The 12,046-nt window shown below is 63.7% G+C and carries 15 protein-coding genes; 5 read left to right on the forward strand and 10 right to left on the reverse strand.

The features are described 5' to 3' along the window. The first annotated feature begins 110 nt into the window (after positions 1-110). A complete protein-coding gene (locus FVD38_RS20455; protein WP_147936496.1) occupies positions 111-521 on the forward strand; it encodes a hypothetical protein in 411 nt (136 codons plus the stop codon). On the opposite strand, the gene FVD38_RS20460 is transcribed toward FVD38_RS20455, so the two are convergent. From FVD38_RS20460 to FVD38_RS20475, 4 genes are all read right to left on the reverse strand, one after another. Then, positions 518-1,033 (reverse strand): M48 family metallopeptidase, encoded by a 516-nt coding sequence (locus tag FVD38_RS20460; protein ID WP_147936497.1) that lies wholly within the window; start codon positions 1,031-1,033, stop codon positions 518-520. The genes FVD38_RS20455 and FVD38_RS20460 overlap by 4 nt on opposite strands. An 84-nt stretch (positions 1,034-1,117) precedes the next feature. Beyond that, positions 1,118-1,462 (reverse strand): KGG domain-containing protein, encoded by a 345-nt coding sequence (locus tag FVD38_RS20465; protein WP_147936498.1) that lies wholly within the window; start codon positions 1,460-1,462, stop codon positions 1,118-1,120. 151 nt (positions 1,463-1,613) lie between these two features. Next, positions 1,614-2,018 (reverse strand): phasin family protein, encoded by a 405-nt coding sequence (locus FVD38_RS20470; protein WP_187271656.1) that lies wholly within the window; start codon positions 2,016-2,018, stop codon positions 1,614-1,616. Between the two features lie 65 nt (positions 2,019-2,083). After that, positions 2,084-3,115: an NADP-dependent oxidoreductase gene (locus FVD38_RS20475; RefSeq protein WP_147936500.1), complete on the reverse strand. Its 1,032-nt coding sequence runs from the start codon at positions 3,113-3,115 to the stop codon at positions 2,084-2,086. A 115-nt stretch (positions 3,116-3,230) separates the two neighbouring features. Here FVD38_RS20475 and FVD38_RS20480 point away from each other — a divergent pair, with 115 nt between their 5' ends. Beyond that, positions 3,231-3,773 carry a YaeQ family protein gene (locus FVD38_RS20480; protein WP_147936501.1) on the forward strand — a complete coding sequence of 181 codons (543 nt, stop codon included), beginning with the start codon at positions 3,231-3,233 and terminating at the stop codon, positions 3,771-3,773. Positions 3,774-3,790: 17 nt separating this feature from the next. Here FVD38_RS20480 and FVD38_RS20485 read toward each other — a convergent pair whose 3' ends face one another. Beyond that, entirely contained in the window at positions 3,791-4,561 is a 771-nt protein-coding gene (locus FVD38_RS20485; RefSeq protein ID WP_147936502.1) for a head GIN domain-containing protein, read from the reverse strand. Between the two features lie 181 nt (positions 4,562-4,742). Here FVD38_RS20485 and FVD38_RS20490 point away from each other — a divergent pair, with 181 nt between their 5' ends. The 3 genes from FVD38_RS20490 to FVD38_RS26695 all read left to right on the forward strand — a co-directional run bounded on the left by FVD38_RS20490 (position 4,743) and on the right by FVD38_RS26695 (position 7,414). Then, positions 4,743-5,225 carry a DMT family transporter gene (locus FVD38_RS20490; protein WP_147936503.1) on the forward strand — a complete coding sequence of 161 codons (483 nt, stop codon included), beginning with the start codon at positions 4,743-4,745 and terminating at the stop codon, positions 5,223-5,225. Between the two features lie 69 nt (positions 5,226-5,294). Further along, a complete protein-coding gene (locus FVD38_RS20495) occupies positions 5,295-6,416 on the forward strand; it encodes a type IV pilus twitching motility protein PilT (RefSeq protein ID WP_147936504.1) in 1,122 nt (373 codons plus the stop codon). A gap of 170 nt (positions 6,417-6,586) precedes the next feature. Continuing rightward, positions 6,587-7,414, forward strand: coding sequence for a DUF2845 domain-containing protein (locus FVD38_RS26695; protein WP_222706953.1), 828 nt, complete (start codon positions 6,587-6,589; stop codon positions 7,412-7,414). Between the two features lie 266 nt (positions 7,415-7,680). Here the strand turns inward: FVD38_RS26695 and budC are convergent, their stop codons facing one another. The 5 genes from budC to FVD38_RS20525 form a co-directional block, all read right to left on the reverse strand. Next, positions 7,681-8,442 carry a meso-2,3-butanediol dehydrogenase gene (budC, locus tag FVD38_RS20505; RefSeq protein WP_147936505.1) on the reverse strand — a complete coding sequence of 254 codons (762 nt, stop codon included), beginning with the start codon at positions 8,440-8,442 and terminating at the stop codon, positions 7,681-7,683. Positions 8,443-8,600: 158 nt separating this feature from the next. Further along, positions 8,601-9,869, reverse strand: coding sequence for a c-type cytochrome (locus tag FVD38_RS20510; protein ID WP_147936506.1), 1,269 nt, complete (start codon positions 9,867-9,869; stop codon positions 8,601-8,603). Further along, entirely contained in the window at positions 9,866-10,585 is a 720-nt protein-coding gene (locus tag FVD38_RS20515; protein WP_147936507.1) for a c-type cytochrome, read from the reverse strand. The genes FVD38_RS20510 and FVD38_RS20515 overlap by 4 nt, the downstream gene beginning before the upstream one ends. Positions 10,586-10,675: 90 nt before the next feature. After that, complete coding sequence (locus tag FVD38_RS20520) at positions 10,676-11,281, reverse strand: 3'-5' exonuclease (protein WP_147936508.1); 606 nt, start codon at positions 11,279-11,281, stop codon at positions 10,676-10,678. Continuing rightward, positions 11,278-11,775, reverse strand: coding sequence for a ProQ/FINO family protein (locus tag FVD38_RS20525; protein ID WP_147936509.1), 498 nt, complete (start codon positions 11,773-11,775; stop codon positions 11,278-11,280). The genes FVD38_RS20520 and FVD38_RS20525 overlap by 4 nt, the downstream gene beginning before the upstream one ends. Between the last annotated feature and the right edge of the window lie 271 nt (positions 11,776-12,046).

Genomic DNA, 12,046 nt, shown 5'->3' on the forward strand with positions numbered 1-12,046 from the left:
GGCGAGCAACGATTGCGATTGAATGCGTTCGGACATCCGCGAGCCGTGCCGTGCAAAAAGAGGCTAGGATGACAGGATGGCATGCCGCCACGTTTTCCTGAAAGGTTGGAATGAAGCGCTCAGTCTTGTCGATCATCCTCGCAACCCTGGCTGCGGCCGCGTCCGTCGCCACGCCGGCGCTGGCCGCAGATCCGGCCTTCTGCGCCTCGATGTGCGCCTCCGAACAGCGCGAATGCCGCGCTGGCGCCCAGGCGCTGCCGCTGGAGCAGCGGCTGACCGGGTCGACGCCGGAATACCGCAACCCATTGGCACGCACGGCCCAGGGCGCGGTGCCGGGCCAGGCGACCCGCGCGATCGATGCCGCCGGCGACAACGGACGCCGTATGGCACGGCTCGGCGCCTGCGACACGGCGCTCCAGCGCTGCACGCGCAGCTGCGCGGCGCAGCCGGATGGCGCCGGACGGTCGCCGCTGCACCAGCCGCCAGCGTCACCAGCTTCGGCGCCGGCGCAGTCGAGCTAGTCGCCGCTCCACAAGCGCTCGCCGGACAGGTCGAGCCAGGTCAGGTACAGGCGCACGTCGAACTCGAGCTGGTGGTACTCCGGCTCCATCCAGCAGCACAGCTTGTAGAACGCCTTGTCGTGTTCCTTTTCCTTCAGGTGCGCCAGTTCGTGCACGGCGATCATGCGCAGGAAGGGCAGCGGCGCGTCGCGAAACAGGCTGGCGATGCGGATCTCGTGCTTGGCCTTCAGGCGTGAACCCTGGACCCGCGAAATGGCGGTGTGCAGGCCCAGCGCGTGCTGGATGATCTGGATCTTGCTGTCGAAGGCGACTTTCGATACTGGCGCGGCCTGGCGCAGGTAGTCGTCCTTGAGCTCCTGCACATAGTCGTAGAGGGCGCGGTCGGTGCGGATGCCGTGCGGCTCGGGATAGCGGCGGCGCAAAGTGTCGCCAAGGCGGTTCTGTTCGATCAGCCCGCTCACCTGTGCTTGCAGGGTGTCCGGGTAGGCGGTCAGGTATTTCAGGGTGGGCATAAGCCCGGCAATGTACCACAGGGGCGATCGCGCCGCGCGGGCCGCGCCGGGACCGCCCCGTGGACAGCCAACAGCCAGGCAGCGCTAGCCGTCTTCTCCCTGGCGGTTGCCCTTCTGCGAGGCCGCGGCCGTGGCGGCTGCTGCGCGCTGCGCCGATTGCCGGCTTTCGCCACCCTTGCGGCCGATGTCGGCCATATGGGCCCGGTTGCGGCTCACGGCCTCGCCGCCTTTCTGGCCGGCGCGGCGCGCTTCTTCGGAATCGAATTCGTGCGCCGTGCCTTTCTGGTGCGCCGCCTGGCCGCCCTTGCTGGCGATTTCACGCTGCTGGTTCTGGTCCATTGCCGCGAAGCCGCGCTTGGCGGGCGGCCCGCTCTTCTGGGCGCTGCCCTGGCTGCTGCTCTTTGCTCCGTTCTCCTTGCTGGTCGCCATGTCGATCTCCTTGTGCCCTTGGGGCTGTCAGTTGTAGAGGCCGTACGTTATGCATGAACGCACTTGGAGCCATCTCAGGCTGCGCTCTTGCGTTTAGAGAAACGTGGTGAGCGTTAGTTCCGCCCCGTCGCCACACGGCGCCCTGGTCGGCTCAGGCGGGACGCTTGGCGGGCACTGGCGCCAGCGCGGCTGCGTGGCCGAGGCCGGTCTGGGCTTCGGCCATCACGCCCATCAGGCCCTGCTGCCAGGCGCGCACGTGTTCGCCCAGCGGCTGCCAGCCGCGCATCGCGGTAGGGGCCAGTTGCAGGGGATCGGTGCAGGCGGCGAGCTGGCGGCCGGTGTCGAGCGCGGTCTCGACGACGTGGCGCGCCATCTGCAGGTTCAGCTCGGTCAGGCGCGCCAGCAGCTCATGGCTGCGCTGCGACAGCGTGGCCAGCAGGTTCGCTTGCGCGCCCAGCTGGGTGGCCAGTTGCGCATTGAGCGGCGCGCCCAGTTGCGGATTGAACTGGCCTTGCAGCGCCGGGTTGGCGGAGAATTGTTCGAAAAGGGACAGCATGGCCAGCTCCATGGAGGCAGGTCGAGGCGCCCTGACCTGTACGACCATGGAGCCGGCGACAAGTTCTAGGCATCCGCCACTTTGAGCACCAGCTTGCCGAGGTTGCGGCCTTCGAACAGCATCAGCAGCGCCTGCGGGAACTGCTCGAAGCCATCGACCACGTATTCATGGCTCTGGATCGCGCCATCCTTGAGCCATTCGCCGAGCTGGGCCACGGCTTCGGGATAGCGCGCCGCATAGTCGAACACGATCATGCCTTCCATGCGCGCGCGGTTGACCAGCAGCGCCAGGTAGTTGGCCGGACCCTTGACCGGTTCGGTCACGTTGTACTGCGAGATCGCGCCGCAGATCACGATGCGCGCCTTCATATTGATACGGGTGAGGACGGTGTCGAGGATCTCGCCGCCGACGTTGTCGAAATAGACGTCGACGCCCTGCGGGCAATGCTGTTTGAGGGCGGCGCCGACGTTGCCGGCCTTGTAGTCGATGCAGGCATCGAAGCCGAGGCGGTCGACGACGAAGGCGCATTTTTCGGCCCCGCCGGCGATGCCGACCACGCGGCAGCCCATTTGCTTCGCGACCTGGCCCACGGTCATGCCGACCGCGCCGGCCGCGCCCGACACCACCACCGTCTCGCCGGCCCTGGCCTGGCCGACTTCGCGCAGGCCGAAGTATGCCGTCATGCCGGGCATGCCCAGCAGGTTGAGCCAGGCGGTCAGGTGGCCTACCTGCGGATCGATCTTGGCCAGGTTGGCGGTCTTGTCGTCGGCCGGGCCGGACCAGTAGCGCTGCACGCCGGTGCCGCCCATCACGTGCTCGCCCACGGTGAAGCGCGGCGAACGCGAAGCCACCACCACGCCGACGCCGCCGGCGCGCATGACTTCGCCGATCGCCACCGGGCGGATATACGATTTGCCCTCGTTCATCCAGCCGCGCATGGCCGGGTCGAGCGACAGGTACAGCACCTTGACCACGACCTCGCCTTCGCCGGGTTCGGGCACGGCCTGTTCGTGGAACTGCCAGTCTTCGCGCTTGGGCAGCCCGACCGGACGGGCGGCGAGCAGGAACTGCTGGTTCGGAGGAAAAGCATTGGTCATCGCGGGCTCCATATTCGGTAAGACGGCTAGTCTATACCGGCAGGGAACCCGGCAGTCGCCGCGCATGCGACAATAGCGGGTTTTCATCCACCAGCACCTACAAGCGCACGCAACAATGGCTATCAAAGCGACCATCTACAAGGCCGACCTGTCGATCGCCGACATGGACCGAAACTATTATCAGGAACACGCCCTGATCATCGCCCGGCATCCGTCCGAGACCGAAGAGCGCGTGATGATCCGTGTGCTGGCCTTCGCCCTGCACGCCGATCCGGCGCTCGCCTATGGCAAGGATTTGTTCGACGTCGAAGAACCGGCGCTGTGGCTGAAGGACCTGACCGGCGCCATCCAGACCTGGATCGAAGTCGGCCAACCGGACGAGAAGCGCCTGCTGAAGGCGGCCGGCCGCGCCGAAAAGGTGGTGGTGTACAGCTATAGCGCGACCAGCAGCATCTGGTTCAAGGGCCTGGCCAACAAGATCGAGCGCGCGAAAAACGTCAGCGTGATCAACATCCCTTCCGAGATCAGCGCGCAACTGGAAAAGATGGCGCAACGCTCGATGCAGCTGCAGTGCACGATCCAGGACGGCCAAGTGTGGCTGACCGACGGCACGGATACGGTGCAGGTCGAGCGCGAAGTGCTGCGCGGCGCCCTGTAACAGACGCCGCTACCGGATCAGTTCGGCGCGTCGCCCAGGCGGCGCGACTTGCCCGAACCGGCGACCGAGCTGCGCAGCTTCGGGTCGCCATAGTACTTGACGTCGCCGGAGCCGGCGATCGACATGCTCAATTCGTTCCTGGCCCAGACCGTCACGTCGCCCGAACCTGCCACGCTGATGCTTGCGCTGTCGGCCGCGACCTTGCCCAGGTCGACATTGCCCGAACCCCCGATCGATACCGACACGTCGCGCGCCTTGCCGCCATTGGCGCGGAAGTCGCCGCTGCCGCCGACGCTAACCGAGACTTTTTCGGCGTCCAGGCTGGCGACCCGGATCTTGCCCGAGCCGCCCAGGTTGATGCGCAGGGTCGAGGCGCGCAGTGCGTCCGTATCGATGGTGCCCGAGCCGCCCAGCGACAGGCGCTCGATCTGGCGCGCATTGACGACGATCTTCATGGTGCGCGCGCGCAGGTTCATATTGCGCTTGGTGGGACGGATGCGCAGCACGCCGTCGTCGACCTCGGTCTCGATCAGGCGCTGCAGATTGTCGTCGGTCTCGATCGTGATGCCTTCGGTATTGCCCATGCGTAGTTCGAGCTGGGCCGGCAATTCGAGCGCGATGCCGGTGAAGCGCTCGACCTGGCGCGCCTGGCGCGTCACGTTGCCGCTGCCTTCGACTTTTTCGCCGCCAAAGGGCCAGGCCATGGCGGGTGTCGGCGCGGCCACGCAGGCGAGGGTGGCGGCCAGCAGCAGGGTGCGTACAGCGAAGGATGGCTTGAAGGCTGGCATGGGTGGACTCCGTGATTCGTTGGTATGGCAGCCATCGTAGCCAGCCGGGCGTGTCCGGGAGAGCCGTTTGCGACGAATTGCAGCCTTTCGGGGATGAAATGCACGAGCACGCGACCGGGCGAGCCGACGCGCCGGCCCGGAATGCACTAGAATCGTGCGTTTTTTGCTTGGACGTACTGAGATGAACCTGATTTTATTGGCTGCGGCATTTTGCATCGGCATTGCGATGTCGGCGCAGGCCGCGGTGAACAGCCAGCTGGCCCATTCGATCGGGGCGAATTCGATCATGGCCGCGCTGATCTCATTCAGCTGCGGCACGGTGGCGCTGCTGGTGATGGCGATGGCCAAGGGCGGGGTGTCCGGCCTGGGGGCGACCCTGGCGGCGTTGCCGTCGCAGCCGGCCTGGAAATTCCTGGGCGGTTTCATGGGTGCGGCCTTCGTGCTCGGCACCGTGTTCCTGGCGCCGCGCATCGGCCTGTTGACCCTGGTGGTGCTGGTGATTGCCGGTCAGTTGCTTAGCTCGATGGCGATCGACCATTTTGGGCTGATCAATATGGCCAGGCGCGAGGTGTCGCCGGTGCGCCTGGTTGGTGCGCTGGTGGTGGCGCTGGGTGTGACGATCACGGTGTTTGGCGAACGCATTGTTGCGAGTTTGTCACGCTGACGATTTTTTTACTCTGGTGCAACATTCCAGTTCTATAATGACTGGAACTCGTTTTTACGTCAGCACCAGATGGAACATCACCAGTCCTCGCAGATCCCGACCCTCTCGTACATCGAAAACGAAGACCATCCGGTGTTCGAGACCCTGGTGCAGCAGATCCTGCACCTGCTCAACTCGAAGCTGGTGTTCTCGGACATCATCATCCATCAGAACAGCCCGCTGATGCTGCGCCAGCCGAAAGGCCTGGTGGCGGTGACCGATTCGCCGATCACGAAGGAAGAGCTGGAAGAATTCTTCGACGTGATCGAGCCGAACTGGCCGCAGCGCATCGCCTCGCGCGCCTTCGACCGTTCGATCGATTTGCACACGGCGCGCATTCGTGCCAACTGCTTCCGCTTCCAGGGCGGCAAGCGCATCGGGTGCGTGATTCGGCGCTTTCCGAAGGAACCGATTGCGCTGAGTGATCTTGGCCTGTGGGATGACGAGCGCGAGTTCGCGCGCTTGACCAGCGGGCTGGTGCTGATCATTGGCGATACCTGCCAGGGCAAGTCGACCACCATTGCCTCGATCCTCGATGAGATCAATCGCCAGCGTTCGGGGCATATCATCACCATCGAAGATCCGGTCGAGACCCTGATCCCGCAGCGCAAGTGCATCATCACGCAGCGCGAGGTGGGGGAGGATGGGGACGTCGAGAGTTACTACCTGGGGGCGCTGGACGCGCTGCGCGAGCGGCCGGATGTCATCGTGATCGGCGAGATCCGCGATGCGCAGACGGCGCAGGAGGCGTTGGCGCTGGCCGAGTCGGGACCGCTGGTGCTGGCGACCTTGCATGCGCGGTCGACCGAGCTCGGGCTGCAAAAGATGTTGCGCCTGCTGGGTAATTCGGAGGCGCAGGCGCAGGCATTGGCGCATGCCTTGCGCGGCATCTTGTGCCAGGCCTTGCTGCCGTCGGTCGAGGGCAATCGCTATTATCTGGCGACCGAGTGTCTGACGCCGAGTCCGGCGGTCGTGCGCATGCTCGAGGCGGGGGATCTGGGTGGCATTCGGGCGCAGATGAACAAGGGGATCGATGCGGGATGCCATACGATGAATTCGTCGCTTGAGGGGCTCCTGGCTTCGCACAAGGTGCGGGTTGAGGATGCGCGTAATGCGACAACCGATCGCGTGGCGTTCGCCGACATGGTTTAGCAAGTCCACTAGTTACTTGCATGACGCTTTACTCTATTGTTGTCGCAGTCGCGCTGACAAAAAATCTGCAGGCTGACTGGAGCCGCCATCTGCGCTAACTCGAGTGTGATGGCTAGCGCAGAATGTAGGCCGGCTCATATTTAATTCGATTTGATTCTAGTTAGACTCGTGTGAAAAAGATTCTCGCTATTTTGTGGCTGTTTACTCTTGCCGATTATTCGCAGGCACAGGCCGAGCGTACGTATGAAACGGCTGAGGAGCGGAGTCAGCGTATAAGCAAGACTAAGCCCATGCCTAATGAGTACTACGCAGAGCTCGTTGGAAAAATGTTCTGGTATCGTCCTGGCACTGAGCAATATCCCCGATACAGACTTCATCTTAGCGCTAGCCCGGACCGGCATGGGATAGTTTGTTACGAACAGGAAATCTTTCCGAGTTCGCTGACGAAATTCGAAATTCTGGAAGTGCTCGTTCTTGGTAAATCAAGGTCTGGGTTGCAAGACGCTTACGTCTATAAGCTAAGGCTTGAGGACGGAACGATGGCATATATGGAAGCGTCGTCGCTCGGCACTTACACTGGCCTTCCACGACGTCAACTTGTAGATAATGTCATGATCCCCGACCCAGTGACGATGGCTCGAAATTTGGATTCTGCAAGCTATGGGAATATTTATGTTTTCGCTGAGGACCCGCGCGAAATTCTTGAGCGCTATAGTCGCCAGCAACGTGAAAAAAGCGAGGAATTAGAGCGCGAGCGTCTCGCTCGGGAAGTTGAGGTAAAAAAAGCGGAGCAGGCACGTATAGCGGTTGCGAAAGCAAATGCAAAAAAAGGTGGTGTGCGTATCGGGATGACGAAAAAGCAAGTTCTGGCCTCGAATTGGGGGAGTCCAGACGATGTAAACCGTACGACCACAGTGGCAGGCAGCTTCGAGCAGTGGGTTTACGACGGCTCCTATCTATACTTTCAAAACGGAATTCTTACTACTATCCAGAACTGATCAATTTTAGAGGTTAATCGGATCTGTTGATTTGAGTAACGGTAGGTGGCTCGGACCTATTCCAATCGTCTACTGATCGCTAACGGATACACGCGATGTTTCGATTTTGTGCTTTATCTACATATACGAGTCATAAGCGCGTGGCCGTCGTTTCAGGCGAAGTTGATTCGTGGTTGCAGCCTACTTCTTTCTCCTAGGAGTCGCTCCCAACGCGCTTTGTGCAAGATGGGACTCGTCGTGGATTGAACTCTCCGGGGCGGCGATTGTCACTGCGGCGGCTGTCCGTTCGACGCCATCAACCCCGCATCCACTGGCAGATTCACGCCAGTAATCAGCCGCGCATCCTCGCTCGCCAGGAACACCATCGCCGCCGCCACGCCCTCCGGATCTTCCGGCGCGCCGAGCGGCATGCGTTCCCTGAACTTGGCGACCAGTTCCGGATCGTTCACCATATCCTCGGTCATCCCGGTTTTCGTGAAGCTCGGATTGACGGCGTTTACGCGCACGCCGTGCTTTCCCATATCCATCGCCATCGCCCGCACCATATTGCTGACGGCGCCTTTCGAGGTGTTATAGGCAAACAGATTCCAGTCGCCCCCAAGTCCGGAAACCGAGGAGGTCATGACGATCGAGCCGCGCACTTTGATCAGCTCGGGCATCGCCGCCTTGGCCATGTGATAGTAGCCGCCGACATTGACCGCCATGACGCGCTCGAAGTCTTCTTCGCTCGTCTGTGTGATGTCGCCCTCGGTGGCCATCCCGGCATTGTTGATGAGGATATGCAGGCCACCGAAGCGCTCCACCGCTGCCTTGACGGCGGCGGTCGCGGTGTCCTTGGCGGCGGTATCGCCAACCTGCACGAGGACGCGGTCCTGGGGCAGGCTGGAAGCAGCCTTCTTCAGCTTGTCGCCATCGATATCGAGCATGACGACGCGGGCGCCTTCATCGAGGAAGCGGCGGGCGACTGCCAGGCCGATGCCGGAAGCGGCACCGGTGACCAGTACGGTTTTTTCATTAAAACGGGTCATACTTATCCTTTCGGGCCGGCTCAGGGCGGCGCGACTGCGCGCAGGCCGCCAACGTGAGCCTGATCGGTTCACGGGAGTTTGGTCACGACGATAGCATGGCCATATCTGCACAGCCGTACGGTTCTGGCAGGCAAGGGCAGGGCACGGCGCCACCCGCTTCAGTCTCCCGTAATCGCCCGATACCGGTTCACCTCGACCGCGGTTACAGGCGGCGCCGCATTGCCCCAGCTGGTACGAATCCAGCTCAGCACCGCCGCCACCTGGGCATCGTCCAGCTCATGGCCGAATGGCGGCATGCCATACGGACGGGGATTGCCCTTGGTCCCGGGCGGGAAGCCACCATTGACCGTCATGCGGATCGCATTCACAGCCGGCGTCAGGGTCACGGCGCGATTGCCGGCCAGCGGAGGATAAGCCGGCAGCTTGCCGCGTCCATCGTCGCCATGGCATTGCGCGCATTTGGCTTCATAGATGCGGCGGCCTTCGCTCAACACCTGCTCGCTCGCCGGCGGCACGCGACTCGGCCGCTGCGCGGGCGTTGCCGGCAACGATTGCAGATAGCTCGCCATCGCACCCAGGTCGTCTTGTGTCAGGTGCTGCAGGCTGCGCGCCACCACTTCGGCCATCGGTCCCGTTGCCGAGCCGCGTGGCGAGATGCCGGTGCCGAGCAGCGCCACGATGTGTTCCTTGTCCCAGTCGCCAAGGCCAGCCTCGCTGCCGGACGTCAGCGACGGCGCATACCAGCCCAGCGTGGGAATCAGGCCGCCATCGAGCCCCTCCTTGTGCGCGCCGAACTGGTTGCGTGTGCTGTGACAGGCGCTGCAATGTCCCAGGCCTTCGACCAGGTAGGCGCCGCGATTCCACTCCGCGCCGCGCGCCGACTGCTCCTCATGCACGCCGGACCGGAAGTACAGCAGGCGCCAGCCGGCCAGCAGCGCCTGGCTGTCGTAGGGGAAGCCCAATTCGTGGGGCCGGTTCGGCTGGCGCTGCGGCGCGAGGCTGCGGAAATAGGCGAACAGGGCGTCCGAATCGTTGCGCGTGACCTTGGTGTAGTTCGTGTAGGGGAAGGCCGGGTAGAGCAGGCGGCCATCTTTGGCGATGCCGTTGTGCAGGGCGTTCCAGAAGTCGTCCGCGCTCCAGTCGCCAATGCCGGTCTCCCTGTCGGGCGTGAGATTCGGCCCGTAGAAACGCCCGAACGGCGTCTCGAGCGCACGGCCGCCGGCATACGCCACGCCGCCGCGCGCCGTGTGGCAGGCGATGCAGTCGCCGGCCCGCGCCAGGTAGGCGCCGCGTTCGATATTGGCCGTGTTCAAAGCATAGGCCGCCGGCGAACTCGATGGGATATGCTCGGCGCGCGGCCAGGCCAATGCCGCTGCGGCCAGCGCGACAACGATGATGACGAGGAGCGCTGCCCGTAACGTTTTCATCGCGCCTCCGGATCGCTGCCGCAGGCCAGCGGCAAGGGGCGCGCGATGGATTCGGCCGGGCGCGGGTCAGGCGGCATCGGCTGCGCTGCCAGCCAGCCCGAGACGGCTGCCACGTCCTCCAGCGACAGGCGCGCGGTGATGTCGGCCATGCAGTCCGGCGCATGCGCGCGCCGCACCTTGTTGCGCCAGGCCCCGAATTGCGCGTTGACGTAGTCGCGCGGCAGGCCGAGCAGGCCCGGGATGTTCGGCTGCACGCCGGTCAGGCGCGCGCCGTGGCAGGCGATGCAGGCCGGGATCTTGCGCGCCGCGTCGCCGTCGACCACGAGCCGGCGCCCGCGTTCGAGCACTGCGGCTGACAAGCCGGACGCCTGGGGCGGCAGCACGGTCGGCGACAGGGCCGCGAAGTGCTGGGCGATCTCGCGCAGGTAAGCGTCGGGCAGGTGGTCGACCAGGTAGGTCATCAGCGGATACTGACGCCGGCCGTCACGGAAGTTCAGCAGCTGGTGATACAGGTAGCCGGCCGGCTTGCCCTGCAAACGCGGATAGAAACTGTCGTTGACCGGATTGCCGCGCGCATCGACCCGCGCATGGCAGGTGGCGCAGGCGCGCAGGCGCTGGTCGAGCGTGTCGGGAACGGTTTGCGGGGCCGCCGTGGCTGCACAGGCCAGCATGCCAAACAGAGAGGTAAACCACAGGCGCAGGCGACGTGAAATCATGAGCTCCCACCGACATCGACGATGTGGGAATGATATCGCGAATTGTTGAGCCGGAACTCCCTCTTTTGGTGCGCAATCACCCGCCGAGGGTCAGGCCGGCGGATTCGCCTTCCAGTGGCGGTAGATCTTCAAGGCCGCATGCGCATCGTCGGCCGCATACTGCAGCTGCTTGTCCGACAGCCGGGGCAGGGCCCAGTTGGTGGTGGTGATGCGCTTCGACTTTTGCAGGCGCTGGCCGAAGAAGCGCTCGACGGCGCTCTTCGCGCCAAGCGGATTGCGTTCGCCGCGCCGGCGCAGGGCCGTCGACAGGTCGAGCACATTGCGCAGCTCGATGCCGAACTTGGATTTGAGGCGCCGCACGTCGTCGCCCAGGCCGAAGCCGACCTTCAGCACGCGCTCGTCCTCGAGCACGGGTTTCAGGACGGTGATGGCCAGCGCATTGCCGGCCGGGGTCGCGGTCTGGAACAGCCAGGCCGTTTCCAGGGTCGCGAGCTGAACCAGGTGCGGCCCGGTCGAGACTTCTCCCTTGGCGAAGGTCGGCTTGGATTCGGTGTCGAAGCCGATCGCGTCGCTGCCCAGCAGGTCGGCCAGCGCCGCCCGCGCGTCCTGCTCGCTGCGTACCAGACGCACATTGGCCAGGTCGATGCCGACGTAGGCCGGCAAGTCGTCCTCGAGGATCTCGGGCTCTGCGCTCAATTCTTGGAGAACTTGGAGGCCAGCGCCTGCAGTTTTTCCTGGCGCTTGCGGTTGTTTTCTTCTTCCTGCGCGGCGTCGCGTTCGGCCTTCTTGCGGTCGGCTTCCTTCTTGAAGCGCTGTTGCAGCTGCTCCTTGGCGTGCAGGCGGTGCGCCTCGGGCACTTCGGCGCCGGCGGTGCCGTCCAGGTCGTGACGCGTTTTTGCTTTTTCCATCGCGCGCAGGTAGCGCATCGAACCGGTGTGGATGCCGAGCGCGGCGCGCATGACCTTCTTGTCCAGGCCGGGCATGCGGGTCAGCAGCTGCTTGTCGATGCCGATCGACAGCGGCAGGCAGTCGCGGAAGGCTGGATACTCCTGCTGGAGCTGCTTGAGCAGTGCGCGCGCCGACATGCCTTGCGCCGGTGCTGGTGCGGCCGGTGCCGCTGCTTGCGGCTGCTGCGCCTCCGGCGTGGTGGCGTTGGTGTCGACGGACTCTGCAGGGGTATTGGTATTCATTGACTTCATGGTAAGAACAAGATTGCGAAGGATAGCACGGCGCTCGGGCGCGCATTGTACTAGTTCCAATTATAAATGTTGGGAAACTTACAGCGGGGGGAAGCGTCGGCGCATGAAATCGTGTATCATCCGCCTCTTGCCTTGAGACCGGCTTGCGCTGGCGCAGACCTTCCCGGAAGCTTGTCGGGAGGGCATGTCAGGACGGCGCTATGTGAATTGTGTATATCCCTTATCGGATCTATCAATTATCACCAAAACTTGCATTGGGGCA

Source organism: Massilia arenae, from assembly GCF_008014745.1.
Lineage (GTDB): Bacteria > Pseudomonadota > Gammaproteobacteria > Burkholderiales > Burkholderiaceae_D > Telluria > Telluria arenae.